The organism is Nocardia sp. NPDC050712 (assembly GCF_040654295.1).
Taxonomy (GTDB): domain Bacteria; phylum Actinomycetota; class Actinomycetes; order Mycobacteriales; family Mycobacteriaceae; genus Nocardia.
The window spans coordinates 167,982-189,321 of sequence record NZ_JBFAHT010000004.1 but is presented as its reverse complement, the minus strand read 5'-3'; the positions used below and the strand labels follow the sequence as shown (position 1 = coordinate 189,321).

Below are 21,340 nucleotides of genomic sequence, written 5' to 3'. Positions count from 1 at the left end.
ATGGCGCACAATGACGGCGAAGCTCCTGACAACGAACTGCTGAAGAACGATGACGGAGAACTCGCGGTTGACTATCGCAACAATTACTTCCAGGAAGATGTTTCCTGGCTCCACGAAGTAGGTTTCGCCAGCAACGACGACGGCGTGCCGGGGTTTATGGACGGCACGGTATTCGGTGATGGCTGGAAGGTTTTCGCGGACCTGAGCAAGGGCGACACCCTGTCGGCCATCACCGGCGGTATCGCCACCGGCGTCACCGTCGCCGACGCGATCGTCGATCCCTTTGCCTTCGTCGCGGAGCAAATCGTCGACTGGATGCTCACGCACGTCGAGCCGCTGCGGGAGTGGCTGGACGAACTGGCCGGAGCGCCCGACATGGTTCAGGCGTACGCGGATTCGTGGACGAAGATCGCCGAAAAACTGGTTGAAACGTCCAAGAGCTGGGAAACAGGGCTGGCCAAGGATGTCTCGACTTGGACCGGCGGCGCCGGCGATGCCTACAAGGCCACCGCGAACACCTTGATCGCCAAGATCTCCGGCGCCGGTGGCGTAGCCGCCAGCATGGGCAAAATCATGGAGATCGTGCAGAAGGTCATCGATGCTTTCCGCACGCTGGTCCAGGACGTGCTCGCCAGTCTGGCCGGCGCACTGATCGGCTGGACCCTCGAATTGATCGTGACCGCCGGTGCCGCCATGGTGCACGTTGCACCGGCCGCCGCGGCACGGCTCGCTCGCGACACCGTGAAAGTATCGATGCTCATCACCAAAATGCTTGCGGCGCTGAAAGATATAGGCCCTTACAAGGATGCTCTGACCGCGGTCCTCACCGGCATCGCGGAGGATCAGGCCAAGCAACAGCAAGAGCAACAGCAGCAGCAACCGCAGCCCGCGTAGTCGAGGTTCAGATCCGGTCGCCGAAGTGCGTCTGCTTCGACGGCCGGCACATGGGAGGAAGTCGCTGTGCGTAAACAGCATGGGGAAGAGTCGCGGCCCGATCGCGGGGCGATTGATCAACAACCCGGTCCGCGCAACCGGTGGCGCATGTCGCCGGTCGACCGGCCCGATCCGCTGGAGGCCTACCGCCCAGCGCCCGGGCCGACCGGAATCCGAGTCGACGCCCAGTACTACCGGCCGTGGGTGCTCGCTTTCGCCTACGCCTCGACCGGGCCGCGAATCTTGGTGAACGGCAACGAGATACCGGATACCCACTGGGGTGAGACCCATATTCCCGCTCATCCCGGCCGCTACACCGTCGAAGTCCGTACCCGCAGACCCTCGGCCTGGGTTCGCTGGACCTTGAACCGTGTGTGGTGGGAAGACATGGGGCAAGCGGTCGCGGAGGTGCCGGTCTATCCCGGCGCGCAGACCCCGGTCTATTACCGTTCGCCCGGATTGAAGTACTACCAGGGCGCCATCGGCGCGGAGCCCAAGCGCTGGCCGGCTCTCAACTGGATGCGTTTCAGTTCGGTATTCTTCGGCTTGTTCGCGGCCATGATGGTTGTGGGGGCCGTCGTGAGTTCGGTGAGGTGACCGCGCGGGGTTGCGAATTCGCACCCCAAGGGTGGCTGGAAGGTGTTCCGATCCACCGACATCATCGTAGGTAATCCCTTCGAAATGTCAGGAACCACATGTCTGTCACCGCAACCCGCATCCTCGCCGGCGCCTTCGCCGCGGCCACCGCTCTCACCCTCGCACTCCCCGCCGCGACCGCCGCCCCCGCCGCTCAGTCCGACACCTGCGCCGACCTCCAGAAAGCGCTCGACCGGGCGGAACGTCAGCTGCGGATCACCAGCAACTCCAACCAGCAGTCGATTCTGGAGTTTCGCATTCGGGGGCTGGAAAGCAAGCTGCGCGACAACAACTGCTGATCCGGTGGCTCGAGGCGAGCCGCCGTTTACAGCCGGTTCATCGGTCTGAACTATCCAAACCGAGCCGATGCCGTTCGGCGATCAGTACCCGCTGCTCGGCCGGTACGGCTTCGTCGTCGATGATTTCGGGCCGATGGAACGAACCGTCTACGGCATTCGGGTCGGCCTGTTTCGCGTCGCTCTTTCGCGCGAACTCCGCGAACAGTAGTTGCTTGTGTTCGAGAATCTCCCGCATCCGCTCGTCCACACTGTCTTTGGCCAATAGTCGATGGACTTGGACCGGTCGGGTCTGGCCCATGCGGTGCGCGCGAGCGATGGCTTGGTCCTCGGTCGCCGGCTTCCATTGTGGTTCGGCGATGATCACGACCGATGCGGCCTGCACATTCAAGCCCACGCCGCCGGCTTCTATCTGGCTCAGCAAGGCGGCCGGTTCCCGCCGGGCGGTGAATTCCTCGATCAATCGCTGCCGTTCCGGTGGACTGACGCGGCCGGTGAGCGGGCCGATCGCCGCGGCGCCGAGGCTCGTGCCCACGGTTCCCAGGACATCGAGGAAGAAGGAGAACACGATCACTTTGCGGCCGTCTTCGAACGCCTCCTCGACGATCTCGACGAGGCGTTCGAGCTTGGCCGAGGAGCTCGCGGCGTAGGCGGCGCGCCGCATCCGCATCATGTTGCCGGCGGCCACGGCGTCGCGGTATTCATCCAGGTCCGCCGAGCTGAGCTGCACCCAATCCTCGACTTCGATCTTCTCGGGCAGTTCAGTGAGGACGTCTTCTTGGTTGCGCCGCAAATAGACTGGCGCGACCGCTTTGCGAAAATGGCGCGCACCCGCCACCGCGTCGCTCGCGTCGATCCGGGCCGCCACCTCCGGCCGTAGATACCCGACGAGGTTCCGGAATTCCTCGACCCGGTTCTCCATGGGAGTTCCCGTGAGGAAAAGCAGTCGCTGTGATCGCTCGCCGGCCAGCCGCACCTGGCGGGCGCGCTGTGTGGCCGGATTCTTCACATAGTGCGCCTCGTCGACTGCGAGCATGGCGATTTCCGCGTCCGTGAGAAATGTCAGCCTGCCGAGCGTGCCGTACGTGGTAACCGCGACCCCGCCGTCCCGGAGCCAGCGTTGCCCGTTCGCCTCCCGGTCTCGCCCGTACAGGTTGTGGGCGGTCAGCCGGGTATGTTTCTCGATCTCGTTGAGCCAGTTGATTTGAACGCTGGCAGGGCAGATCACCAGGAAGTGCCGGTGCCCTCGGGCCGTCATATGGGCGAACACGGCCAAGGCTTGCACCGTCTTTCCCAGTCCCATCTCGTCGCCGAGAATGGTTCGCTCCTGGTGCAGCGCATACTGTGCGCCGAACACCTGATATTTACGCAGTGTGGCGGTGAGCAGACCAGTGTCCAATGGAACCGCGCTGATCTCTTGGCGCAGTTCGTCCGCGATGTATCCGTGAGCCGCCTCGGCGTCCGCTGCTTCGGCGCCGGATATCGAATCCAGCAGGGAGTTCACCGCCGCCGCGTTGGCTTGATACTCGCGCCAGAGCTGGTCGACGGCGTAGCTCGCCGGATCTATGCCGCGCTCGGCACTGTCGATCGAGGACCGCAGCGCTTCCGTTCGCCGATCGGCGAGCAGGGTCTGCAGCTGGACAGCGGCGCTTCGGGCAGCGCCCTTCTTGTCGTTGCCCGCGAACAACATTCGAAATCTGCTCGCCGCGGGTTGTGCTCGGGCGGCGAGCGGTGCGACGGCGTCATCGAGGTCGGCAACGGGATCGGTGAGGGTCGCCGCCGCGGCGGTGGCCCGATCGAGGGCGGAGATCAAGGCAAGCAACTGCGTCTGGGTAGGCGGCCGGCGTTCCGCGTCGAGCCGCACCCGGGTCGCCGCCCGCAGCTTCTCCGCATACGTCTGGGCTGCCGACTCCACCCGCTCGGCGGTGGCCGGACCGACCCCGGGGACCTGAGCGAGGCGGTAGCGTCCGGCCTGCCGGACGTCGGCGATAGTGCGGAAGCCCGCTTTGCTCAGAGCTCCGAAGCGAGTGCCGCCCGCCAGCGGCCGGAGCTCGTCGAGGTCTCGGCCTCGCAGCTGGCTCTCGACTTCCTCGGCGGTAGCGATATCGAGCTGATGCCGGATGCTTTCCCGCAGGTGTTCGGCAGCGCTGACAACAGCTTTCCCTCGTTGCACGAGCGAGCGCGCGTCGGCGATCGCCTGCTTGACGTTCGCGCTCGTCGCTGGTGCCGAACTCGGCGGCTGGGTCACATCCACTCCTAGACCACCAATTGTGCACTCGGGCAACTCGGCCGCGGCTGTCAGCCGCCGAAGTGGAGTTCTGGGTTGGCGGGGTCGGGGCCGTCGAGGATCGGTGCGGGCAGGCCGCGCAGGTGGTGGTCGACGAACGCGACGACGCAGGCACGCGTCAGCTGCATGGCCCGGTCGCCGGCGATCGAGGTGCCGGGGATGACGACGCCGAGGTAGTCGGCGATCGGGCCGAAGTCGGTGAAGGAGCCGTGGTTGGTTCCGTCGATGGTTATCCAGCGTTTCCAGCCGTGGAAGGCGGTGTAGGCGGCGGACCATTTGGCGCTGTATTCGCCGTCGGGGGCGTGGTGGGGTGCGCCGAGCATGAGGAACGGCTGGTCGGTGGCTCGGCCTGTCGGTGCGGCGGGGAAGGTGCCGTCCATGTTGAAGCCGGCGCGGAGGCGGGTGTCCTGGGCGAGGGCGAACGGGGCGGCGAAACCGCCTGCGGAGTGGCCGCCCATGGCGATGCGGGCCGGGTCGATGGGGAGGCGGCCGATTAGTTCGTCCAGGACGAAGGAGACGTCGGCGGCGCGGTTCGGTGAGTAGATCGCCGGGTTCGGATCGCTTGTGCAGGCGAGGCATTCGGTGATGCGGCCGCCAGGGAAAGTGATCGCGGCGGATTCGTAGGTGTGGTCGATGCCGAGGACGAGGTAGCCGCGGCTGGCCAGTTCTTCGGCGAGGCCGGTGAGGGTGAAACGGGGCATGTTGAAGCCGGGGGACAGGACCACCGTGGGTAGCGGGTTGCCCAGTCGCGGGGCGTCCAGGTAGGCGTGGGTTCGAAGCTCGCTGAGCGTGTCCGGAGTGACGCCGGTGACTCGCTGTGAGGCGAGGACGAGGGCCGCCTCCGCCGTCGTGGTGTAGGGGTCGGGTCTGCCGATCGGCGCGAGTGCGGGATACCACGCGGACACCATCAGTTCGCGATTCTGTTCCGGCGCCCAGATATCCGGTCGATCGTCGACGAGGTGGAACTCCTGCACGCCGACCGGGAACTGGCCGGTGGGTGCGGGCAGCGACCAGTCGTCGGCGGCGGCGCCCGACGGGGCCGCCGCACTGAGACCGAAGACGAGAAGTGCTGCGACAGTGAGCAAACGGGGGAAACGCATGGGCTCGCTTCTGGTCGAAGGGATGGTGCCCGGGCAGTCTCGCAGTCGGTACCGGTATTCGGATCGGGAAGTTCCCGGATTCCGCCCCGGAGATCGGGGGATGGCTGGATTTGCGGTAGTCGTGTCGTTGACGCCAAAACCGCGTTCCAGCAGGCTGAACCCATGCGGACGGTGCTGATCGTGGTGTTCGACGGGTTTCAGTTGCTGGATCTGGCGGGGCCCGCGGATGTGTTCAGTTCGGCGGCGTTGCTGGGGGCGCGGCCGGGGTATCGGGTGGAGGTGGCTTCGGCGTCAGCGGGGCTGGTGCGGTCGGCATGCGGGGTCGAGGTGATGGCGCGGCATGCGCTGGGGAGTTGGAGCGAGCCGGTGCACACGCTGCTGGTGGCGGGTGGGCTGGCGGCGTGGGCGGCGAGTGGGGAGGACGGGCTTGTGGCGGGGATCCGGCGGGGCGCAGGGTGGGCCGAGCGGGTCGGTTCGATTTGTTCGGGGGCGTATCTGTTGGCGCAGGCCGGGTTGTTGGATGGGCGGCGGGCCACTACGCACTGGGCCGGTGGGGAGTTGCTGGCGAGCCGGTTTCCGGCGGTGACGACGGAGCCGGATCGGATCTATGTGCGTGATGGGCCGGTGTGGACGTCGGCGGGGGTGACGGCGGGGATCGATCTGGCGTTGGCGATGGTGGCCGACGATCACGATGCCGCGCTGGCGCGGGAGGTGGCGCGGTGGCTGGTGGTCTATTTGCATCGGCCGGGTGGGCAGAGCCAGTTCAGCGCGCCGATGGCGGCCGAGGCCCCGCAGCGGAATTCGCTTCGGGCACTGCAGGTGTGGATGGAGGAGAACCTGGCGGGCGATTTGTCGCTGGCGGCGCTCGCGATGCGGGCGGGGATGAGCACCAGGCATTTCTCCCGGGTGTTCGCGGCCGAGCTCGGGACCACGCCGGCGCGCTATGTGGAGCGGGTCCGGGTGGGGGCGGCACGGCGGCTGCTGGAGACCACGGATCAGACGATGGATCGGGTGGCTTCGACGGTGGGGCTGGGGAGTCCGGACACGCTGTATCGAATCTTTCATCGTCACTTGGGGATACCACCGGGCGAATATCGCGCCCGGTTCGCTGATCAATGAAAAAGGAAGTGCACCATGGTATTTCAGATCGCAATCGTGCTGTATCCGGGGCTGACCGTGCTGGATGCCATCGGGCCCTACGAGGTGCTGCGCGGGCTGCCGGACGGTGAGATCCGGTTCGTGTCCAATGAAGTCGGGCCGATCGTGTCCGACAGCGGGGTGCTGGTGCTGGGGGCGACGCATACGTTCGCGGAGACGCCGGCGCCGGACCTGGTGCTGGTGCCGGGATCGGAGGCGGCGACCACCGAGGCGATGGCGAACAAGGAGCTGATCGAGTGGTTACGGCGGGTGCACGCGGGGACGCAGTGGACGACCTCGGTGTGCAGTGGGGCGCTGGTGCTGGCGGCGGCCGACATTCTGCGGGGACACCCGGCGACGACGCACTGGTCGGCGCAGTCGGCGCTGGCGGCGTTCGGGGTGGAGTCGCGGCCACACGATCGGATCGTGCGCAGCGGCAAGATCGTCACTGCCGCCGGGGTTTCCGCGGGCATCGATCTCGGGTTGTGGCTGGTGGGGGAGATCGCCGGGGTAGAGGCGGCGCAGATGGTGCAGTTGGGGATCGAATACGATCCGCAGCCGCCGTTCGACTCCGGGCACCCGGACAAGGCGTCGAAGGAAGTGCTGCGCAAGACGCGGCGGGAGATGACCAAACGTGCTGTGACACCGCGGGTTCCGCTCGATGTCGCTACCGCGCTGTGGCGGCTGACGTTGAACCGGGTCCGGGACCGGGCGGCAAAGCGGGTGGGCTCTGCCGCGCGGTGAGGTGCCGGAATCAGCTCTTTTCGCAGGCGATTCCGTCGCCGTCCTTGTCGAGGCCGTATTCGTCGGGTCCGATGACCTGGACGCGGCCGGTGTAGACGGGGCCGTTGCCGCCGCCGCCCTTGCAGTCGACATCGCTGGTGATGGGGACGCAGGGGGTGTAGGAGGCGTGGCAGTTGGATTGCGGCTGGGCCATCGACTGGGCCGGGGTCGCGAGGATCAAGCCGGCGGCGACGACGGCGGAGGACCCGAGAAGGGCGGCGAAACGCATTGTGCTCCAATCAGTTCGGTCAAACCCGATCATCTTGCCGCATGGCGGCGGCGGTAGATGGGTGATCGAAATAAATGGGTGGCGGGGCCCCTCCCGGGCGACGTACAGTTCCTGGCAGTAAGGCACACCGAGGGTGAGCGGGCCGGAGTTCGATCGGTTATCCACTCTTAATGGACGGGTTGCGGGTTCGAGTCCCGTCGATGGCTCAGGCCGTCGTAGCTCAACTGGCAGAGCAGTTTCGGTCGGCAATCACATGCCCGCTCGCCCTCGGTTGCCCGGACGAGAAGGACGGGCCGGAGCTGATCGGTTATCGGTTCCCAGGTTCAACTCCTGACAGCGGCGGCGCAAGCCGGCGCTGGTCCGGTCGGCAACCCACGACCGTCCTTCTCTTCCAACTGTATTGAACGAGGGGGAGTCTCTAGGCGCGACCGTGCGTACCCCCTCGAAGTGATGCCCGCAAGGGCCGGAATCGAGGACGACATGGACGCACTGGCAGGCATCAACGCCCGCGCGACCGCGCAGCACACCCAGGCCGACCCGCGGCAGGTCCGCAACAACGCGGGCGGATTCACCTTCGAGGTGACGCCCGAGGTCCGGCTGCGCAGATTCCTGGTTCTCGGTGTCGACGGCGGCACCTACTACGTGCGGGCACAGGATTTGGCGAAGGAAAACGCCGCTGTCGTAATGGATTTCGCGCGCAACCGGCCGGCTGATCTGGTGCGTGAGATCGTCGAGATCTCCACCTCCGGCCGGGCGCCGAAGCAGAACCCGGCGCTGTTCGCGCTCGCCGCCGCGGCATCCCTCGGTGACGAGGACGGCCGGCGCACCGCGCTCGCGGCGCTGCCGCTGGTCGCACGCACCGGTACGCATCTGTTTCTGTTCGCTCGCTACGTCGAGCAGTTCCGGGGCTGGGGTCGCGGGCTGCGGCGAGCGGTCGGCGCCTGGTACACCACGAAGCCGGTCGATGACCTGGCCTATCAGGTCGTGAAGTATCGGCAGCGGGAAGGCTGGTCGCACCGCGATCTGCTGCGGCTGTCGCATCCGGCGACCGGTGAGGACGCGCGAATCCGGTTGTTCGACTGGATCTGTGGTCGCGGTGGGTCGCTGGACGGGTTGCGGTTCGTCGAAGGATTCCAGCGGGCCCAGGCCGCGCCGGTGTCCGAGGTTCCGGAGCTGGTGCGTGCGTACCGGCTGTCCTGGGAGATGCTGCCCGATGCCGCGCTGAACGAGGCGGCGGTGTGGGAAGCCCTGCTGGACAACGGAATTCCGCAGACCGCACTGCTGCGGCAGCTGCCGCGCCTGACCCGGCTCGGGCTGCTGTCGCCGCTCGGGGCTCGGACCGGTGCTGTCGCAGCGCAACTCACCGATCCGGCGCGGCTGCGGAAGTCGCGGGTGCATCCGGTGTCGGTACTGGTCGCGCTGCGGACCTACGCCTCCGGGCGCAGTGCCCGTGGTGAGGGCACCTGGGAGCCTTCGCGTCCGATCGTCGACGCGCTCGACGCGGCGTTCTACGCGGCGTTCGACGCGGTCCAGCCGACCGGTAAGCGGCATCTGCTGGCGCTGGACGTCTCGGGCTCGATGACGATGGGCATCTCCGGGCTGCCGATCACGGCGCGGGAAGCCTCCGCCGCACTGGCGATGGTGACCGCGAGCACCGAAACCGACTACGAGATCGTCGGATTCACCTCCGGCGAGCACAACAACTACCGTGACAGCGCGCTGACGCCGCTGCCGATCGGGCCGCGGCAGCGGCTCGACGACGTGCTGCGCCGCACCGCCGGCCTGCCGTTCGGCGGGACCGACTGCTCGTTGCCGATGCGGTACGCGTTGGAGCGCAAGCTCGAGGTCGACGTGTTCACGGTGTACACCGACAACGAGACGTGGGCGGGTGAGATCCACCCGCACCAGGCGCTGCGGCAGTACCGGGAGCAGGTCAACCCGGACGCGAAGCTGGTCGTGGTCGGTATGACCGCGACGGATTTCACGATCGCCGATCCGTCGGACGCGGGGATGCTGGACGTCGCCGGGTTCGATGCGGCGGTGCCGGCGTTGCTGTCCGACTTCGCGCGCGGAGCCTGATCTGTGTGACCGCCCGTCTGCTCGCCATCCCGGCAAGCAGACGGGCGGTCGCATGTCCGGGGGCGATGGAACCGATCGGCAACTCCGTGCGTCAGAACAAGTGCAGAAGGCGGTTGTCGATCTGATCCGTAGGCGATGCGCGAAGGTGGGACTTGCCATGCCCGAGTCTGATGTCTCGAATTCCACACCGTTGCAGTGGTTTCACTGCTCACCCTCACAGAGTCGGAACAGACGCCGTGCCGTGCCGCGGATGGCTGTACCGCGGCGAGTCGAGCGGACAGCCGGACGTGCCGATCCGCCTGCCCCGGTTTCTGGCACGGTGCAGGACGTGGCGTCGCAGTCGTTGCGACTCGCCTTGGAAATCATCGATCGCCGACGACCTTTACGGCACCTGTCCGCGAGCGACGCTGTGCTGCACAGAATCCGCACCATCGTCACCGAGAACTCGGCTCCGCATCGCGCACTGGGTGCCGCGGTGCTGCTGCGGGTCGAGGTGACGATGCTCGACCCGGCCACCGCCGAGCTGTGTGCCCGCTACCAACGAGGTCCTCGCCACTTCGCGCTGGCGGCTCGCATGGAATGCGGTCGCTCGAAGGACTGGCTCCTGACGGCGTTCCGGTTGTTCTAGACCGTCGGACCCCCTCGCTAGGATCTGCGGGCATGGTGCAGAGCAAAGCGGCGACAGTCGAGGAGTATCTCGCGGAGCTGCCCGAGGAGCGGCGGGCGGTGCTGACCCGGCTGGTCGAGATGTGCCGGGCCGAGCTGGCGGGATTCGGCGAGGTCATGCGGTACGGGATGCCCGGGTATGAGCGCGCGGACATCGAATTCGGGTTCGCGAGTCAGAAGCAGTACATCGCGGTGTACGTCATGCGCGCCGATGTGCGCGAAGCGTTCGAGGAACGGCTCGCCGGGCACGATATGGGCAAGGCCTGCTTGCGGTTTCGCAATGCCGCGGACGTGGACTTCGACCTGGTGCGGGATCTGATCGAAGCCACGGCTGCCGTGCCGGGAGAGATCACGAAGTCTTGATCAGCACTGCCTTGATCGAGAGCTCCGCGACGGGCCGCGGGCCCTCGAAGACGGTCCATTCCGCGCCGGGGTAGAGGTGCGGGGCGGCGAGGGTGGGGACCAGGAAGCCGATCTGCACCAGTTCGCCCTCGTCGGAGATCTGCCCGGTGCGCTCGAGGTAGATGCTGAGCAGCACCGCGCGCAGGCGGATGTTCGGGCCGATGCCGGGCAGGGCGGTGGGGAGGTAGAGGCCACCGGTGGGTGCGCCGAGGCGGCGGCCGCCGGAGGTCCATTGGACGCGGCCGGTGGCGATCGGGTTGTCGATGCGATTTCTGTACATAGCGGAGAGCGGAACCCCGCGCCCGGAGGCGCGGGGTACGTCCGGGCTAGCTGCCGAACCGGGCCAGGACGGAGCTGGCTTCCTGGGAGGCGGTGCCACCCTGGGCCAGATGCGCCATGTCGGACGGGATTTCGCGGCCGTGATGGGCCATGGCCTGGGCGTACAACCGGCCCGCGCGGTAGGAGGAGCGGACCAGCGGCCCGGCCATCACGCCGGCGAAACCGATCTCCTCGGCCATCTTCGAATGCTCCACGAACTCCTCCGGCTTGACCCAGCGATCGACCGGGTGATGCCTGGGGGACGGGCGCAGGTACTGGGTGATGGTGAGGATGTCGCAGCCCGCTTCGTGCAGGTCGCGCATGGCCTGGGTGACCTCTTCCGGGGTCTCGCCCATGCCGAGGATCAGGTTGGACTTGGTGACCAGGCCCGCCTCGCGCGCCGCGGTCAGCACGGCCAGTGAGCGCTCGTAGCGGAAGGCGGGGCGGATGCGCTTGAAGATGCGCGGCACCGTCTCCAGGTTGTGCGCCAGAACCTCGGGGCGCGAGGAGAAGACCTCGGCCAGCTGATCGGGGACGGCGTTGAAATCGGGGATGAGCAGTTCGACGCCGGTGGCCGGGTTCAGCGCCTTGATGGCGCGGACGGTTTCGGCGTAGAGCCAGGCGCCGCCGTCTTCCAGGTCGTCGCGGGCGACGCCGGTGATGGTGGAGTAGCGCAGGCCCATGGCCTGGACGCTCTCGGCGACGCGGCGGGGCTCGTCCCGGTCGAGTGCGGTGGGTTTGCCGGTGTCGATCTGGCAGAAGTCGCAGCGCCGGGTGCACTGCTCGCCGCCGATCAGGAAGGTGGCTTCGCGGTCTTCCCAGCATTCGAAGATGTTGGGACAGCCGGCCTCTTCGCAGACGGTGTGCAGGCCTTCGCGTTTGACCAGGCCCTTGAGTTCGGAGTACTCGGGGCCCATGGTGGCGCGGGTACGAATCCACTTGGGCTTGCGCTCGATCGGGGTCTCCGAGTTGCGCGCTTCGATCCGCAGCAGTTTGCGTCCTGCCGGGGCTTGAGCTGAGGTCACGTGATCGACCTTACGCTTGGGCCGAAACGGCCGGACGGGCCGTGTCGGCGGCTGTGGCATTGGCGACACGGGGAATATCGTGCTCGGTAACTGGCAACTCGCCGTCGAGCGCGCGCACGATGGCGGCGGCGACCGCGGGCTTCAGTTCGGCGACGGTGACTTCGCGGCCGAGTTCACGCGAGAGCGTGGTGACACCGGCGTCGCGGATGCCGCACGGGATGATGGCGCCGAAGCCGTCCATGGCGGTGCAGTTGAGCGAAATGCCGTGCAGCGCAACCCCACGCTGCACGCGCACGCCGATCGCGGCGATCTTGCGCTCGGTGCACACCTCGGTGGCGGGCAGCCACACGCCCGAACGGCCCTCGATCCGGCCGCAGGTGAGACCGAAACCGGAGACGACCGAGATCAGCGCCTCCTCGAGGCGGCGCACGTAGTGCACGACATCGACCGGCTCGGCGAGCCGCACGATCGGGTAGCCGACGAGCTGCCCGGGACCGTGCCAGGTGATCTTGCCGCCGCGGTCCACCTGCACCACCGGGCTGCCGTCGATCGGCATGTCCTCGGGTTGGGTGCGGCGGCCCGCGGTGTAGACCGACGGGTGCTCCAGCAGCAGCAGGCGGTCGGTTCCGGTGCCCTCAGCGCGTTCCGCGGCGATGGTGCGCTGCAGGTCCCAAGCACTGTGGTAATCGATGAGCCCGAGATCCTCGACCACGATCGGGGTCGTGTCGAATCTGGCGGACCGAATGGTGCGCGTGTCGTTCACCGCTCTGACGCTACGCCCAGGAGAGTCGCCGAGTGAAGGGGACCCGGCTCGCTTCGGGGCACGAGATTGCGGCATTAACGGTGGCTTGACCCTGGGCCTTGTGGCATCGGGGAAACGGCACACCGCGGCTCGCGCCTGCACACGTGCGATCGCACTACTGGGGCTCGAGCGGGAGGGTGAGCTGCATCAGGGTCAGGTCCATCCAGCGGCCGAATTTGTGGCCGACTTCCGGTAGCTGACCGACGGTGACGAAGCCGAAGCGCTCGTGCAGGGTGATGGAACCGGTGTTGGAGGACTCGATCGCGGCGATCATGGCATGCACCCGGCCGGATGTGGCGGCGCGCGCGATCAGCTCGGTGAGCAGCGCGGTGGCCAGGCCGCGGCGGTGGAACCGGTCGGCGATGTAGACGGAGTTCTCCACCGAGTAGCGGTACCCGGATTTGGGGCGCCACTGCCCGTAGCTGGCGTACCCGGCGAGCTCGCCGTCGATCTCGGCGACCAGGATGGGCATGCCCGCCGCGGTGCGATCCCGGAACCAGGCCTGCCGATCGTCCAGCCCCACGAGGTCGGTATCCCAGATGGCGGTGGACGCCGCGATATTCGCGTTGTGGATGTCCAGGATCGCCAGCAGGTCGTCCGCGCGCGCATCGCGGATGACGGTGGCGGGACGTAGCTCGGTGTCGGTCATCATCGCCTCGGTCGTGGTCGTCGGGGGAGGGTCGCCGGGTGGGCTGGCCTCCCGATTGTCGCCGATCCGGGCGGGACTGTGCGGCTGCGGTTCGCAAGATCACAGCCGCGTCCGCGGCGTACCGTGGCCGCATGGAGCAGCGCATCACCCTGGTCACGCTGGGCGCCGCCGATCTCGCCCGGGCCAAGCGTTTCTACGAGGCCCTGGGCTGGCAGGGGCAGGAAGTCCAGGAGACGGTCTTCTTCCAGGCGGGCGGGCTCGGTCTGGTCCTCTGGAGCCGTGACAAGCTCGCCGCCGACTGCGGCCTGGCGCCCGGGCCGGCCACGGGGTTCGGCGGGATCGTCCTGGCGCACAATGTCCGATCCGAGGCGGAGGTCGATGCCCTGCTGGCGGTCGTGGTGCGCGCGGGCGGGACCGTCACCAAACCCGCGGCGGTCAACGAGATCGGCTTCTATTCGAGCGCGTTCGTCGACCCGGACGGCCACGCCTGGGAAATCGCGCACAATCCCGGGTTCCCGCTCGCCGCGGACGGATCGCTGACGCTGCCCGATTTCGGCTAGCGCTCGGCGCTGTCGCGGCCGGTGATCGCGGCCAGCGCCGCGCCGATGGTGGGGTGGCGGAACTGGTAACCCGCGGTTTCCAGGGCGGTGGGGATGGCGCGGGGGCCGCGCAGAATCGCCTCGTCGGCGAACTCGCCGACCAGGGCGCGCAGGGCGAAGGCGGGAACCACGAACGGGGCCGGCCGGTGCAGGGCCTTGCCGAGGGCGCGGTTGAATTCGGCGTTCGTCACCGGGGCGGGGCCGACGAGGTTGACCGGGCCGGAGACGGTGTCGTGGGTGAGCGCGAAGAGGATCGCGCCGATCTCGTCGTCGCCGGAGATCCACGGGGTGTACTGGCGGCCGTTGCCGAGCCGCCCGCCCAGGCCGATCGAGTACAGCGGCCGCAGCATGCCGAGGATGCCGCCGTGCCGAGTCAGCACGGGAGCGCTGCGCAGCAGCACGGTGCGGGCGCCGGCCGCGGCCGCCGGAGCGGTGGCGGCCTCCCAGTCGCGGCACAGCGCCGCGAGGAAACCCGTTCCGGCGGGGGTGGATTCGTCGACCACCCGGTTACCGGTGTCGCCGCCGTAGACGTGCACGCCGCTGGCGTTGACCAGCACCGGCACCCCTTCGGCGGCGACCGCGGAAGCCAGCACATCGGTCGGGGTGAGGCGGCTGTCCCGCAGCTCCTGCTTGTAGCTGCCGGTCCAGCGCCGCCCGCCGATCGATGCGCCGCACAGGTTGACGACCGCATCCGCGCCGCGCAGGGCGCGCACGTCCAGTTCCGCGCGGACCGGGTCCCAGGCGAATTCGTCGGGTGCGGCGGCCCGACGGCGTACCAGCCGGGCCACCTCGTGCCCGTCGCGGCGCAGGGCCGCGACGAGCGCTGTCCCGATCACTCCGGAGGACCCGGCGATCACAACCTTCATCGGTAGTTACAGACCGAGATCGGCCTCGAACGCCGCTTCCTCGAGCCGGTGCCGGATCGTGGTCATGAAGCGACCAGCGTCGGCGCCGTCGATGAGACGGTGATCGTAGGTGAGCGGCAGGAAGCACATCGAGCGGACGCCGATGGATTCGCTGCCCGTCTCGTCGGTCACCACGACCGGGCGCTTGACGATCGCGCCGGTGCCGAGCATGCCCGCCTGCGGCGGAACCAGGATCGGCGTATCGAACAGCGCGCCCTGGCTGCCGATATTCGTGATGGTGAAGGTGCCACCGGACAGCTCGTCCGGCTTGAGGCCACCGTTGCGCGCCCGGTTCGCGATATCGGCGATGGCGCGAGCCAGGCCGGCCAGCGACAGGTCACTGGCGTTGTGGATCACCGGCGACAGCAGGCCGTTGTCGGTGTCCACGGCGATACCGAGGTGCACCGCGGCGTGGTAGGTGATCTCCTTGGACGACTCGTCGTAGGACGCGTTGACGTTCGGATGCACACCCAGCGCCTCGACCACGGCCTTGGCGAAGAACGGCAGGAACGTCAGGTTGACGCCCTCGCGCTCCTTGAACGCCGCCTTGGCCTGCGTGCGCAGCGCCGCGATCTTGGTGACGTCGGCCTCGTGCACCTGGGTCAGCTGCGCGGTGGTCTGCAGCGATTCCCGGGTCTTGGTGGCCGTGATCTGGCGGATCCGGTTCGCCTTCTGCGTGGTGCCACGCAGATGCGCCAGCTGCGGGCGGGCGGCGGCCGCGGGAGCGGACGGCGCCTTGGCAGCGGGTGCGGCCGGGGCGGCGGTCGCGGTGGCGGCCGGCGCCTTCTTGGCCTCGGCCGCGGCGAGCACATCCTGCTTGCGGATGCGGCCGCCGACACCGGAACCGGTGAGTGACGACAGGTCGACGCCGTTCTCATCGGCCAGCTTGCGGACCAGCGGGGTGACGTACGGGGTCGCGCCGTTGCCCGACGAGGAGGACGACGCGGCCGGGGCCTGGGCCGGCGGCTGCGGGGCGGGAGCCTTCGGCGCGGGGGCTGGGGCCTTGGCCGCGGGGGCGGGCTCGGGCTTGGGTTCCGGCTTGGGCTCGGGCTTCGGCTTGGGTTCCGGCTTCGGCTCGGCCTTGGCCTGCGGCTTGGGCTCGGGCTTCGGCTCGGAAGCCTCGGCGGCGGGCTGACCGCTGCCGATCACGCCCAGCTGGCCACCGACCGCGACGACATCGTCTTCCTGCGCGGTGATCTCCAGCAGGGTGCCCGCGACGGGCGACGGGATCTCGGTGTCGACCTTGTCGGTGGAGACCTCGAGCAGCGGCTCGTCGACGGCGACCTCGTCGCCGACGGCTTTGAGCCAGCGGGTGACGGTGCCCTCGGTGACGGATTCGCCCAGCTCGGGCATCTTCACGGGGGTCCCGGAGCCGCCGTTGCCATTGCCGTTGCCGGAAGCCGCGGGGGCGGATTCCTGTGCGGCGGGCTTCGACTCGGGTTCGGGCTCAGGTTCGGGTTCCGGCTCGGGGGCTGAAGCCTCGGGCTCGGATGCCTCAGGTGCGGGCGCGGATTCCGCTGCCTCGCCGGCATCGCTGATCACTCCCAGCTCGCCACCGACCTCGACCACATCGTCCTCATTGGCGACGATTTTCGACAGCACACCGGCTACCGGGGACGGGATCTCGGTGTCGACCTTGTCGGTGGAGACCTCGAGCAGTGGCTCGTCGACCTCGACCGTGTCTCCTTCCTGCTTCAGCCACCTGGTCACCGTTCCCTCGGTGACGCTCTCACCAAGAGCCGGCATCTGGACGGAGAAGGCCATGTCCGTTGACTCCTCTGACTGCTCGACGGATTTTGCAACAGTTGATCTTCGGCAGGCCGCCGTCGCAGGTCGCGACGAATGCCCGAAAGTCACCGAGGTTCCGGTGGCACCGAGGATCGGGGTGGTTCCTTGTACCGCGATCCATCCTTGCACTCGCACGGGTGGCGTGTAGCACAGGGCAGCCAAGAAACCGGTTAATTCTCGCCGAGCTGGCAAGATGGGGGTACCGGTGGGGATTGGTTCTCCGGTGTCGCTAGGAGGTCGGCGCTGATGGGTTTGCTGGATCGGTTCAAGAGCGCCGGCAGAGGTGGTGGCACCTCGTCACGTGCGGGGACTTCGACCAAGGAGGATCTGCGCTATCTGCGCGAGTGGGTTCGCACCCACGTCGGGGTCGAAGGTTTCATCGAACCGAAGACAACGGTGACCGATGTCACAGCCGTGCTGATCGCCGCGGACGGGGAATGGACGCGCCGGATCGTCGGCGAGCGCGGCGCCGCGCGTCTGGCGGGTGATCTGCACATTCCGGTCTACGACATCGCCAAGACCGGATACCCGCAGCGGATGCGCGATCACGACGCCCGCAAGAAGATCGAACGGCAGCGCGCCTTCGAGCAGGAACTGCGCGACCTATGACGGAGGCCCACCCGGGAATTGTCCGGGTGGGCCTCGAACCTCAGTGTTGCTATTCCGACGCGGCGATGTCCTCGAGGACCGCGATCAGCGTGCGCACCGGGACACCCGTGCCGCCCTTGCCGACGTAGCCGAACGGCCCGCCGGTGTTGTAGGCCGGACCCGCGATGTCGACGTGGGCCCACTGCACGCCCTCGGGCACGAACTCCTTGAGGAACAGCCCGGCCGAGAGCATGCCGCCCCAGCGGTGCGGCGCGACGTTGGCCAGATCGGCGATCTTGGAGTTCAGGTCGGCGCGCAGTTCCGCGGGCAGCGGCATGGCCCAGCCGTTCTCGCCGACCGCGCGGGAGATGAACGCGACGCGGTCGCGGAACTCCTCGGTGCCCATCACGCCCGGGGTGCGGGTGCCCAGCGCGACCATCTGCGCGCCGGTGAGGGTGGCCACGTCGATGAGGTACTGCGGGTCGTCCTCGCAGGCCCGGACCATGGCGTCGGCCAGGATGAGCCGGCCCTCGGCGTCGGTGTTGATCACCTCGACGGTGGTGCCGCCGTACTGGGTGAGCACGTCGCCGGGCCGCTGCGCGGTGGCCGAGGGCATGTTCTCGGCCATCGGCACCGTCGCGGTCACCGTGATCGGCACGCCCAGGCGCGCGGCCAGCAGCGTAGTGGCCACGACCGCGGCGGCGCCGGCCATGTCCGAGGTCATGTTCTCCATGTTCTGCGCGGGCTTGATGGAGATGCCGCCGGTGTCGAAGGTGATGCCCTTGCCGACCAGCGCGACCTTCTTCGGGCCGCCGGAGTAGGTCAGGCGGACCAGCCGCGGCGGGCGCGAGGAACCCTTGCCGACGCCGAGGATGCCGCCGAAACCGCCTGCGGCCAAAGCATGTTCGTCGAGTACCTCGACCTCGATCCCGGCCGCCTCGGCGAGCAGGCGGGTGCGGTCGGCGAACTCGGCGGGGTAGAGGTGACTGGGCGGGGTGTTCACGAAATCCCGTGCGGTAGCGACGGCTTCGGCCGTCAGCTGGGCGCGCAGCAGCGTGTTCTCGCCGTAATCCGCGTCGGGGACCAGGAATTCGACGCGCGCCACCGGCTGCTCGTCGGGCTTGGGCGCGGACTTGGCGGACTTGAACGGGGTGAAGGTGTAGGCGCCGAGGTAGAAGCCCTCCGCGGCCGCGCCGAGATCGACGCCGCCCAGCGTCGTGGCCACCAGCTCGGTGCCCGACAGCGAGCGCGCGGCGACACCGGCCGACTTGCGCACCTGCTCCTCGTCGATCTTCTCGGCGGAGCCGAGACCGACCGCGAGCACACTGGAGACGCCGTCCAGGCCGGCCGGCGCGGGCACCCGGGTCAGCTCCTCGGCCTTGCCCTTCGCGCCGACCGCGCCGAGCTGATCCAGCAGCTCCGCGCGGACCTCCTCGGTCAGCACATCGCCGAACAAGTCCTCGGGAACGATGGACGGGCCGTTCTCCGAGGACGTCAACCCGATCACCAGGACGTCGGTGTCGGGATTGATGGTCTGGATGCGGGTCAGTTCCGGTCCGAGTGAGCGATCTGCGACAGCGGTCATGCGGCTCAGATTACTGTCCGGTGCGATCTTGTTCGCGGCGAGCACACCGGACACGCGGTGCGGCGAACGGCCGACGGCGCAGGGTGATCCGGCAGTGCGCAGCCGCGGCCCGCGGTGCCCGGTTAAGCTCGCCAGGTGACCGATACGAACCTGCTGCAGGGCCCCATCCACGCCGTCCACGTCGAGCTCGGAGCGACTTTCGCGCCCTTCGGTGGCTGGGAGATGCCGGTGTCCTACGCGGGAACGGTCGCCGAGCATCAGGCGGTGCGCGGCACCGTCGGCCTGTTCGATGTCAGCCATCTGGGCAAGGCCACGGTGCGCGGTGCGGGCGCGCGAGATTTCGTGAACTCGGCGCTGACCAACGACCTGGGCCGGATCCGGCCGGGCAAGGCGCAGTACACGCTGTGCTGCACGCCGGACGGCGGTGTCATCGACGATCTGATCGCCTACTACGTCGGTGACGACGAGATCTTCCTGGTGCCGAACGCCGCGAACACCGCGACCGTGGTCGCCGAATTGCAGAAGCTGGCGCCGGCGGGCATCACCGTGACCGACGAGCACCGCGAGTACGCGGTATTCGCGGTGCAGGGGCCGAAATCCGCCGAGGTGCTGACCGCGCTCGGCCTGCCCACCGAACTCGAGTACATGGCCTACGCCGACGCGGAGTGGGGCGGTCGTCCCGTTCGGGTGTGCCGCACCGGCTACACCGGCGAGCACGGCTACGAACTGCTGCCGCGCTGGGACGACGCCGCCGCGCTGTTCCGCGCGCTGACCGAGCAGGTGCGTGCCGCCGGTGGTCAGCCCGCCGGTCTCGGCGCGCGCGACACGCTGCGCACCGAGATGGGTTACCCGCTGCACGGACACGAACTGTCCCTGGAGATCTCGCCGGTGCAGGCCCGCGCGGGCTGGGCCGTCGGCTGGAAGAAGCCGGAGTTCTGGGGCAAGGAGGCGCTGGCCGAGGAGAAGGCCGACGGGCCGCGCCGGCTGCTGATGGGGCTCAAGGCGCTGGACCGCGGCGTGCTGCGGCAAGGCCAGACCGTGCTGCGCGACGGCGCGCCCGTCGGCGAGACCACCTCGGGCACGTTCTCCCCGTCGCTCAAGATCGGAATCGCGCTCGCCCTGCTCGACACCGACGCCGGGCTGACCCCCGGCGACGAGGTCGAGGTCGACGTGCGCGGCCGCCGGTTGCGCTGCGAGGTCGTCAAGCCGCCGTTCGTCGAGGCGCGCACCGCGTAACCCGCCGAGCATGGCTATCTGCTCAGCAAGACCGGGCCGGAGCCGGGTGTTGCTGCCCGGGATGCCAGGTGCGCGGCGGCGGGTTGCGGGACCTACACCGAGTAGGCGAACCTCGGCTCGTACGGCGCGCCCAGCAGGACGTGCCGGGAAAATCGGACAGAGTTAGGATCTGCGTCATGACCGTTGCCGCACAGTTCACCCGTATCCCTAATCCTGCGCCCGTTCCGGCGCAGCGGGTACAGGAAATTCTGGCGGCTCCCGGGTTCGGCCGGTATTTCTCCGACCACATGGTGTCGATCGATTACGCCGACGGGCAGTGGGGCGACGCCCGCGTCGAGCCCTACGGTCCGCTGACGATGGACCCGGCGACCATGGTGTTCCACTACGGTCAGGCCATCTTCGAGGGCCTGAAGGCCTACCGGCAGGCCGACGGCAGCGTCTCCTGCTTCCGCATCGACGCCAACGCCGCCCGTTTCCAGCGCTCGGCCCGTCGCATGGCGATGGCCGAACTGCCGGAGGAGCTGTTCATCGAATCGGTGCGCCAGCTACTCGAGGTCGACGAGCGCTGGGTGCCCGCCGCCGGCGGCGAGGATTCGCTGTACCTGCGCCCGTTCCTGCTGGCGACCGAGGTCGGTGTCGGCGTGAAGCCGGCCGACGCCTACAAGTACCTGCTGCTGGCCTCGCCGGCGGGCGCGTACTTCAAGGGCGGGGTCAAGCCGGTCAAGGTGTGGCTGTCCAACGAATACGTGCGCGCGGCTCCGGGCGGCACCGGCGAGGCGAAGGTCGCGGGCAACTACGCGGCCTCGCTGCTGGCCCAGGCGCAGGCCTCCGAGCACGGCTGCGACCAGGTGGTCTGGCTCGACGCCGTCGAGCGCCGCTACGTCGAGGAGATGGGCACCAACAACCTGTTCTTCGTCTACGGGTCCGGTTCGGAGGCGCGGCTGGTGACGCCGTCGCTGTCCGGCTCGCTGCTGCCCGGCATCACCCGCGATTCGCTGCTGACGCTGGCCGCCGACTCCGGGTTCAAGGTCGAAGAGCGCCTGGTCTCGGTCGAGGAATGGCGCAAGGGCGCCGAATCCGGCGAGATCACCGAGGCGTTCGGCTGCGGCACCGCCGCCGTCATCACGCCGGTCGGGTCGGTGCACTCCGCGGAGGGTGAATTCACCATCGGCGGCGGGCAGCCCGGTGAGGTCACCATGGCGCTGCGTGACACGCTGACCGGTATCCAGCGCGGTACCTTCGCCGATATCCACGGGTGGATGAACCCGATGGCTTGAGCTTTCTCCCGGACGGGCCA

22 protein-coding genes are annotated in these 21,340 nt (G+C 68.4%); 12 read left to right on the top strand and 10 right to left on the bottom strand.

Annotation, left to right across the window (positions count from 1 at the left end):
- The 3 genes from AB0H76_RS29020 to AB0H76_RS29010 all read left to right on the top strand — a co-directional run bounded on the left by AB0H76_RS29020 (position 1) and on the right by AB0H76_RS29010 (position 1,868).
- Positions 1-894 carry a hypothetical protein gene (locus AB0H76_RS29020; protein WP_357330197.1) on the top strand — a complete coding sequence of 298 codons (894 nt, stop codon included), beginning with the start codon at positions 1-3 and terminating at the stop codon, positions 892-894.
- Between the two features lie 66 nt (positions 895-960).
- Positions 961-1,530: a hypothetical protein gene (locus tag AB0H76_RS29015; RefSeq protein ID WP_357330196.1), complete on the top strand. Its 570-nt coding sequence runs from the start codon at positions 961-963 to the stop codon at positions 1,528-1,530.
- A 98-nt stretch (positions 1,531-1,628) separates the two neighbouring features.
- Positions 1,629-1,868 (top strand): hypothetical protein, encoded by a 240-nt coding sequence (locus tag AB0H76_RS29010; protein WP_357330195.1) that lies wholly within the window; start codon positions 1,629-1,631, stop codon positions 1,866-1,868.
- Positions 1,869-1,905: 37 nt separating this feature from the next.
- Here AB0H76_RS29010 and AB0H76_RS29005 read toward each other — a convergent pair whose 3' ends face one another.
- Positions 1,906-4,113, bottom strand: a complete 2,208-nt coding sequence (locus AB0H76_RS29005; protein ID WP_357330194.1) for an SNF2-related protein — start codon at positions 4,111-4,113, stop codon at positions 1,906-1,908.
- 50 nt (positions 4,114-4,163) lie between these two features.
- Positions 4,164-5,252 (bottom strand): alpha/beta hydrolase, encoded by a 1,089-nt coding sequence (locus AB0H76_RS29000; protein WP_357330193.1) that lies wholly within the window; start codon positions 5,250-5,252, stop codon positions 4,164-4,166.
- Between the two features lie 162 nt (positions 5,253-5,414).
- Here AB0H76_RS29000 and AB0H76_RS28995 point away from each other — a divergent pair, with 162 nt between their 5' ends.
- Positions 5,415-6,371 (top strand): GlxA family transcriptional regulator, encoded by a 957-nt coding sequence (locus tag AB0H76_RS28995; protein ID WP_357330192.1) that lies wholly within the window; start codon positions 5,415-5,417, stop codon positions 6,369-6,371.
- Positions 6,372-6,386: 15 nt separating this feature from the next.
- On the top strand, positions 6,387-7,133 hold the full coding sequence (locus AB0H76_RS28990) for a DJ-1/PfpI family protein (protein WP_357330191.1): 747 nt from the start codon (positions 6,387-6,389) through the stop codon (positions 7,131-7,133).
- A gap of 10 nt (positions 7,134-7,143) precedes the next feature.
- On the opposite strand, the gene AB0H76_RS28985 is transcribed toward AB0H76_RS28990, so the two are convergent.
- Positions 7,144-7,401, bottom strand: coding sequence for a hypothetical protein (locus tag AB0H76_RS28985; RefSeq protein ID WP_357330190.1), 258 nt, complete (start codon positions 7,399-7,401; stop codon positions 7,144-7,146).
- A gap of 480 nt (positions 7,402-7,881) precedes the next feature.
- On the opposite strand from AB0H76_RS28985, the gene AB0H76_RS28980 reads away from it, so the two are divergent.
- The 3 genes from AB0H76_RS28980 to AB0H76_RS28970 all read left to right on the top strand — a co-directional run bounded on the left by AB0H76_RS28980 (position 7,882) and on the right by AB0H76_RS28970 (position 10,509).
- Positions 7,882-9,480, top strand: coding sequence for a TROVE domain-containing protein (locus AB0H76_RS28980; protein WP_357330189.1), 1,599 nt, complete (start codon positions 7,882-7,884; stop codon positions 9,478-9,480).
- 328 nt (positions 9,481-9,808) lie between these two features.
- Positions 9,809-10,108, top strand: a complete 300-nt coding sequence (locus tag AB0H76_RS28975) for an Rv3235 family protein (protein WP_357330188.1) — start codon at positions 9,809-9,811, stop codon at positions 10,106-10,108.
- A 32-nt stretch (positions 10,109-10,140) separates the two neighbouring features.
- A complete protein-coding gene (locus AB0H76_RS28970; RefSeq protein ID WP_357330187.1) occupies positions 10,141-10,509 on the top strand; it encodes a DUF1801 domain-containing protein in 369 nt (122 codons plus the stop codon).
- On the opposite strand, the gene AB0H76_RS28965 is transcribed toward AB0H76_RS28970, so the two are convergent.
- The 4 genes from AB0H76_RS28965 to AB0H76_RS28950 form a co-directional block, all read right to left on the bottom strand.
- Positions 10,496-10,828 (bottom strand): hypothetical protein, encoded by a 333-nt coding sequence (locus AB0H76_RS28965; protein ID WP_357330186.1) that lies wholly within the window; start codon positions 10,826-10,828, stop codon positions 10,496-10,498. The two genes, AB0H76_RS28970 and AB0H76_RS28965, sit on opposite strands and share 14 nt — an antisense overlap.
- Positions 10,829-10,874: 46 nt before the next feature.
- On the bottom strand, positions 10,875-11,891 hold the full coding sequence (gene lipA / locus AB0H76_RS28960) for a lipoyl synthase (RefSeq protein ID WP_357330185.1): 1,017 nt from the start codon (positions 11,889-11,891) through the stop codon (positions 10,875-10,877).
- 10 nt (positions 11,892-11,901) lie between these two features.
- Positions 11,902-12,654 carry a lipoyl(octanoyl) transferase LipB gene (lipB, locus tag AB0H76_RS28955; RefSeq protein WP_357330184.1) on the bottom strand — a complete coding sequence of 251 codons (753 nt, stop codon included), beginning with the start codon at positions 12,652-12,654 and terminating at the stop codon, positions 11,902-11,904.
- Positions 12,655-12,808: 154 nt separating this feature from the next.
- On the bottom strand, positions 12,809-13,342 hold the full coding sequence (locus AB0H76_RS28950) for an N-acetyltransferase family protein (RefSeq protein ID WP_357330183.1): 534 nt from the start codon (positions 13,340-13,342) through the stop codon (positions 12,809-12,811).
- A 131-nt stretch (positions 13,343-13,473) separates the two neighbouring features.
- On the opposite strand from AB0H76_RS28950, the gene AB0H76_RS28945 reads away from it, so the two are divergent.
- The gene (locus AB0H76_RS28945) at positions 13,474-13,902 is read left to right on the top strand and encodes a VOC family protein (RefSeq protein WP_357330182.1); all 429 of its coding nucleotides are present in this window, start codon (positions 13,474-13,476) and stop codon (positions 13,900-13,902) included.
- Here AB0H76_RS28945 and AB0H76_RS28940 read toward each other — a convergent pair.
- Entirely contained in the window at positions 13,899-14,807 is a 909-nt protein-coding gene (locus AB0H76_RS28940) for a TIGR01777 family oxidoreductase (RefSeq protein ID WP_357330181.1), read from the bottom strand. The two genes, AB0H76_RS28945 and AB0H76_RS28940, sit on opposite strands and share 4 nt — an antisense overlap.
- A gap of 6 nt (positions 14,808-14,813) precedes the next feature.
- Positions 14,814-16,610 (bottom strand): 2-oxoglutarate dehydrogenase, E2 component, dihydrolipoamide succinyltransferase, encoded by a 1,797-nt coding sequence (gene sucB, locus AB0H76_RS28935; RefSeq protein WP_357330180.1) that lies wholly within the window; start codon positions 16,608-16,610, stop codon positions 14,814-14,816.
- Positions 16,611-16,880: 270 nt separating this feature from the next.
- Between sucB and AB0H76_RS28930 the strand changes: the two genes are divergently transcribed.
- A complete protein-coding gene (locus AB0H76_RS28930) occupies positions 16,881-17,243 on the top strand; it encodes an oxidoreductase (RefSeq protein ID WP_357330179.1) in 363 nt (120 codons plus the stop codon).
- A gap of 49 nt (positions 17,244-17,292) precedes the next feature.
- On the opposite strand, the gene AB0H76_RS28925 is transcribed toward AB0H76_RS28930, so the two are convergent.
- On the bottom strand, positions 17,293-18,807 hold the full coding sequence (locus tag AB0H76_RS28925; RefSeq protein ID WP_357330178.1) for a leucyl aminopeptidase: 1,515 nt from the start codon (positions 18,805-18,807) through the stop codon (positions 17,293-17,295).
- Positions 18,808-18,942: 135 nt separating this feature from the next.
- Here AB0H76_RS28925 and gcvT point away from each other — a divergent pair, with 135 nt between their 5' ends.
- Positions 18,943-20,043, top strand: coding sequence for a glycine cleavage system aminomethyltransferase GcvT (gcvT, locus tag AB0H76_RS28920; RefSeq protein ID WP_357330177.1), 1,101 nt, complete (start codon positions 18,943-18,945; stop codon positions 20,041-20,043).
- A 176-nt stretch (positions 20,044-20,219) separates the two neighbouring features.
- A complete protein-coding gene (locus AB0H76_RS28915; RefSeq protein WP_357330176.1) occupies positions 20,220-21,320 on the top strand; it encodes a branched-chain amino acid aminotransferase in 1,101 nt (366 codons plus the stop codon).
- The last annotated feature ends 20 nt before the right edge of the window (positions 21,321-21,340 follow it).

Excerpts from the sequence above, each read along its gene's own strand:
- AB0H76_RS29020 (WP_357330197.1), top strand. The coding sequence starts at position 1 with ATGGCGCACAATGACGGCGAAGCTCCTGACAACGAACTGCTGAAGAAC.
- AB0H76_RS29010 (WP_357330195.1), top strand. The coding sequence starts at position 1,629 with ATGTCTGTCACCGCAACCCGCATCCTCGCCGGCGCCTTCGCCGCGGCC.
- AB0H76_RS29000 (WP_357330193.1), bottom strand. The coding sequence starts at position 5,252 with ATGCGTTTCCCCCGTTTGCTCACTGTCGCAGCACTTCTCGTCTTCGGT.
- AB0H76_RS28995 (WP_357330192.1), top strand. The coding sequence starts at position 5,415 with ATGCGGACGGTGCTGATCGTGGTGTTCGACGGGTTTCAGTTGCTGGAT.
- AB0H76_RS28990 (WP_357330191.1), top strand. The coding sequence starts at position 6,387 with ATGGTATTTCAGATCGCAATCGTGCTGTATCCGGGGCTGACCGTGCTG.
- AB0H76_RS28985 (WP_357330190.1), bottom strand. The coding sequence starts at position 7,401 with ATGCGTTTCGCCGCCCTTCTCGGGTCCTCCGCCGTCGTCGCCGCCGGC.
- AB0H76_RS28980 (WP_357330189.1), top strand. The coding sequence starts at position 7,882 with ATGGACGCACTGGCAGGCATCAACGCCCGCGCGACCGCGCAGCACACC.
- AB0H76_RS28970 (WP_357330187.1), top strand. The coding sequence starts at position 10,141 with ATGGTGCAGAGCAAAGCGGCGACAGTCGAGGAGTATCTCGCGGAGCTG.
- AB0H76_RS28965 (WP_357330186.1), bottom strand. The coding sequence starts at position 10,828 with ATGTACAGAAATCGCATCGACAACCCGATCGCCACCGGCCGCGTCCAA.
- AB0H76_RS28950 (WP_357330183.1), bottom strand. The coding sequence starts at position 13,342 with ATGACCGACACCGAGCTACGTCCCGCCACCGTCATCCGCGATGCGCGC.
- AB0H76_RS28945 (WP_357330182.1), top strand. The coding sequence starts at position 13,474 with ATGGAGCAGCGCATCACCCTGGTCACGCTGGGCGCCGCCGATCTCGCC.
- AB0H76_RS28940 (WP_357330181.1), bottom strand. The coding sequence starts at position 14,807 with ATGAAGGTTGTGATCGCCGGGTCCTCCGGAGTGATCGGGACAGCGCTC.
- sucB (WP_357330180.1), bottom strand. The coding sequence starts at position 16,610 with ATGGCCTTCTCCGTCCAGATGCCGGCTCTTGGTGAGAGCGTCACCGAG.
- AB0H76_RS28930 (WP_357330179.1), top strand. The coding sequence starts at position 16,881 with ATGGGTTTGCTGGATCGGTTCAAGAGCGCCGGCAGAGGTGGTGGCACC.
- AB0H76_RS28925 (WP_357330178.1), bottom strand. The coding sequence starts at position 18,807 with ATGACCGCTGTCGCAGATCGCTCACTCGGACCGGAACTGACCCGCATC.
- AB0H76_RS28915 (WP_357330176.1), top strand. The coding sequence starts at position 20,220 with ATGACCGTTGCCGCACAGTTCACCCGTATCCCTAATCCTGCGCCCGTT.